Here is a 3,814-nt window from a genome sequence, read left to right as displayed (position 1 = left end):
ATGGTCCATGGCTTTTTTACATCGTTGTCACTGCCCCAATCCCTTCAGGAAATCCCGATACAACGCCGCGGTTTTCCCAGGTTTTTCCACCATCGGCATATGGCCGACCCCGTCCCAGATCTCCACGCGCAGGTCGGCGATGCCCTTGCTCCAGACCGGCACGCTGCTGACGTCGATCAACCGGTCCTTGCGCCCCCACAGCAACAACGACGGTGCGCGGATGTCGGCCAGGCGGGGCTCCATCGGTGGACTGGCGCGAAAATCGACGAAGATTTCCGCCAGTTCCTCCCGGCGCTGTTCGTAACGCTCGGCCAGCGCCGCCAGCACCACGCTGGGCAACCAGGGCGGCGAGGCCATGGTCATGGCGTAGAACGGTTCGAAATCATCCCGCGAATGCACCAGGAAAGGGTTATGCCCGGCGGCCAGGTGGCGTTCCATGTCGCTTGCCTGGGGGGCGGTGACGCCTGCCGGGTCGATCAGCGCCAGGGTCAGCACGCGGTCGGGTGAGGTTGCCGCCAGCCACGCCGCGAGGTGGCCGCCCATGGAATTGCCGATCACATGGACCTTGTCCAGGCCGCAGGCATCGAGCAGCTCGATCACCCGCCGGGCCTGGGTCGGAATGTCATAGCCGCCGCCGGCCTTGAAGCCGGTTTCGCCATGGCCGGCCAGGTCGGGGATCACCACGCGGTACTGGCTGACAAAATGCCGGGCGAAGCGCAGCCAGAGGTTCTTGTCGGCACTGTAGCCGTGCAGCATCAGGATGCTGCCGGGCGCTTCATAGGGGCCACCTTGCCAGGTCGATACCGTCATTTCACTGATGGGCACCGTGATCTTGTGCAGCCGGTAAAGCCGCGCTTCCAGGGCCATGCCCAGGTCATACAGCACGTGGCCGATGCCCGGATACGTCAGCCAGCTCCAGGCGATGAACACGGCGAGGACCACCCACAACACCAGCATGTCTTGCCCTCCATGGGTCACGTTAGATTGTTGCTCGTCGTTATGAACTGTAAGTGAAGCTGAAACCTGGAATACCGCGACGCCAAGCGCGCGTTTGCTTTGATACGCGCTGTGTCGAGCGACGAATTCCCTCTTCTCATGTATAGCCAAAATCCGCTGAGAGCCACGCTCGTCCCGTGGGATTAAATACCCCTGTATGGAGTAATGGCTATTTGACGCCACCCTGATAGACTCCAGCAACCCCATCCCGGTAGTCGGGAGACCTGCGATGCAGAGGCCCCTATGCATAAGACGGGAAAAAAGGGACTCTCGCTGGCCAGGAGGCTGTACACATCCCGCATCCTTGGCCTGACGCTGGGGTTGCTGGTGGTGAGTGTTGCCGTCCAGCCCCTCGACCCTGCGCCCTGGGTCTGGGGCTTCATGCTATTCAACGGCTTGCTCTGGCCGCACGTGTCCTACCAGTGGGCCCGTCGCTCGGCGGTGCCGTACCACGCCGAACACCGCAACCTGTTGATCGATGCCTTTCTTGGCGGCTTCTGGGTCGCCGCGATGCAATTCAATCCGCTGCCCACAGCCGTCACCCTGGCGATGATGGCGATGAACAACGTTGCCATCGGCGGCCTGCGCTTCCTGCTGGTCGGGGCCGCGGCCCAAGTAGCCGGCATTGCGGTGGGAGGGGTGATTTTCCCGTTGACCAGCGTGCCCATGACCAGTCCGGCGCAGCTTTATGCCTGCCTGCCGCTGCTGTGCCTGTATCCGCTGGCGCTGGGCTGGATCTGCTTTCGCCAGGCCTACACGCTGGGCCGGCAAAAACGAGAATTGCTGGCCCTGAGTCGCACCGACAGCCTCACCGGGCTACTCAACCACGGCGCCTGGAAGGATCGGCTCGATGAAGAATTCCAGCGTTGCCTGCGTCATCCCTCGGACGGAACCCAGGGCGCAATCGCGCTGATCGACATCGACCATTTCAAGGCCATCAATGACACCTACGGCCACGGGGCCGGCGACGTTGTGCTGCGCCAACTCGGCAAGTTGCTCAGGCAAAACCTGCGGGCCGCGGACATTGTCGGGCGGTATGGCGGCGACGAGTTTTGCGTGATCCTGCCGGACCTGACCCTGCACAACGCGGTCCAGGCCATGGACGGTTTGCGCGAACGTTTTGCCACGCTCGGCTATGAGCAGGATCCGGCCTTGAAAGTGAGCCTGAGCATTGGCCTGGCAGCGTTCAACCCGGCTTATGGCGATGCCAGTGCATGGCTCAACGACGCTGACCAGATGCTCTACGAAGCCAAGACTGGCGGGCGTAATCGGGTTGTCTGTCAGCGACATTGGCAGGTGTTGGAGACGTCGACGGTCTAGAGCCTTGGCGTTTTGTCGGGTAGGGTGCCCCTTGACTCCCTCAAGGGTACTTTTCCGACGAAACAAGGATGAACTCATGACCATTAACGCTCGTCGCTCCCGTCTCGCCGTCAGTCTTGGCCTGAGCCTGGCCCTTGGCGCCTCCGCTGCCTTTGCGCAGCCCAACCAGCAAGTGCTGGCCGATGCCGAGCAGTACAAGGGCGAGGCCCTGAAACTGCTGGAACGGCTGGTGAATATCGACTCCGGTTCCGGTTATGTACCGGGGCTGACCCAGGTCGGTGATATCGCCATTGATGAGCTGCAAAAGCTCGGCGCGACCATTGAGAAGGTGCCCAATTCGGACGGCACTCAACATGTCCTCGCGACGTTCAAGGGCACCGGCAAGGCGAAAATCCTGCTGATGGCCCACATGGACACGGTGTTCAAGGAAGGCTCCGCCGCCGAGCGGCCTTTTCATATCAAGGATGGCCGGGCCTACGGGCCGGGGGTGATGGACGACAAGGGCGGTATCGTCGCCGGCATCTATGCCTTGAAAGTGCTGAAAAACCTCGACTTCAAGAATTACGCGCAGATCACCTTCCTGCTCGACGCCAGCGAAGAAACCGGCTCGGACGCCGCCACCGACCTGATCAAGAAAACCGCCAAGGCCCACGACGTGACCCTGAACCTTGAACCGGGTCGTCCGGCTGACGGTCTGGTGGTGTGGCGCAAGGGCAGCGCAACGGCGCTGGTGGAGGTCAAGGGCAAGGCGGCCCACGCGGGTGTAGCGCCGGAGCTGGGGCGCAACGCGGCGATGGAGGCGGCGCATCAGATTCTGCAACTGGGCAAGCTCGGCGACGCAGAGAAGAAAACCACCATCAACTTCACCGTGCTCAAGGCGGGTGACCGGACCAACGTGATTCCCGACCAGGCCACGGCGAAGGCCGACGTGAGGGCGGCGGTGCCGGAAGAATTCGACCGCATCGAAAAAGACCTGGCCCGGGTGTCCAAGGACAAGTTGATCGCCGACACGGAGGTCACCACGAGTCTGCAGCGTGGCTTGCCGCCGATGCCGCAGACGAAGGAGTCGGATCGATTGATGGCCATGGCCCAGGGTATCTACGGCGAACTGGGGCGCAAACTCACCGAAGAAGGCAGCGGCGGGGCGGCGGACGCCAGCCTGTCGGCCGGGGTTGGCACGCCGACGCTGGATGGCTTTGGCATCGTCGGGGGGAATATTCATACCCCTGAGGAATACGCTGAAGTCGAGAGCGTGGTGCCGCGAATCTATTTGCTCTCGCGGATGATCATGGAATTGGCGGGGCGGTAGTGTGCTCTGTCGTTCGGGGCGTTGGCCGGGAATAGGGCGAACGCCTCGAAACCCTGTGGGAGCGAGCTTGCTCGCGAAGGCGGTATGTCAGTCAACACTTGATCGACAGACCGATCGCTTTCGCGAGCAAGCTCGCTCCCACAGGGGGATGCGTTATGTCGAGGGACGGGCTTCGACGTTATCCAGCGC

Annotated in this window: 3 protein-coding genes; 2 read left to right on the top strand and 1 reads right to left on the bottom strand. The window is 62.3% G+C overall.

Translation table 11 applies throughout. The annotated features are described in order from the left end of the window. Positions 1-27 precede the first annotated feature (27 nt). Positions 28-957 (bottom strand): alpha/beta fold hydrolase, encoded by a 930-nt coding sequence (locus tag OC610_RS22885; protein WP_264431026.1) that lies wholly within the window; start codon positions 955-957, stop codon positions 28-30. A 282-nt stretch (positions 958-1,239) separates the two neighbouring features. Between OC610_RS22885 and OC610_RS22880 the strand changes: the two genes are divergently transcribed. Together OC610_RS22880 and OC610_RS22875 are read left to right on the top strand one after the other, a co-directional pair. Further along, entirely contained in the window at positions 1,240-2,316 is a 1,077-nt protein-coding gene (locus tag OC610_RS22880) for a diguanylate cyclase (protein WP_264431023.1), read from the top strand. A 76-nt stretch (positions 2,317-2,392) separates the two neighbouring features. Then, positions 2,393-3,625: a M20/M25/M40 family metallo-hydrolase gene (locus tag OC610_RS22875; RefSeq protein WP_264431021.1), complete on the top strand. Its 1,233-nt coding sequence runs from the start codon at positions 2,393-2,395 to the stop codon at positions 3,623-3,625. Positions 3,626-3,814: the final 189 nt, after the last annotated feature.

It is taken from the genome of Pseudomonas agronomica, assembly GCF_025917275.1.
GTDB classification, from domain to species: Bacteria; Pseudomonadota; Gammaproteobacteria; order Pseudomonadales; family Pseudomonadaceae; genus Aquipseudomonas; species Aquipseudomonas agronomica.
The sequence above is the reverse complement of the archived record's forward strand: the minus strand, read 5'-3'. Positions and strand labels throughout refer to the sequence as shown.

Coding starts and splice junctions, on each gene's coding strand:
- OC610_RS22880 (WP_264431023.1), top strand. CDS start 1,240: ATGCATAAGACGGGAAAAAAGGGACTCTCGCTGGCCAGGAGGCTGTAC.
- OC610_RS22875 (WP_264431021.1), top strand. CDS start 2,393: ATGACCATTAACGCTCGTCGCTCCCGTCTCGCCGTCAGTCTTGGCCTG.
- OC610_RS22885 (WP_264431026.1), bottom strand. CDS start 957: ATGCTGGTGTTGTGGGTGGTCCTCGCCGTGTTCATCGCCTGGAGCTGG.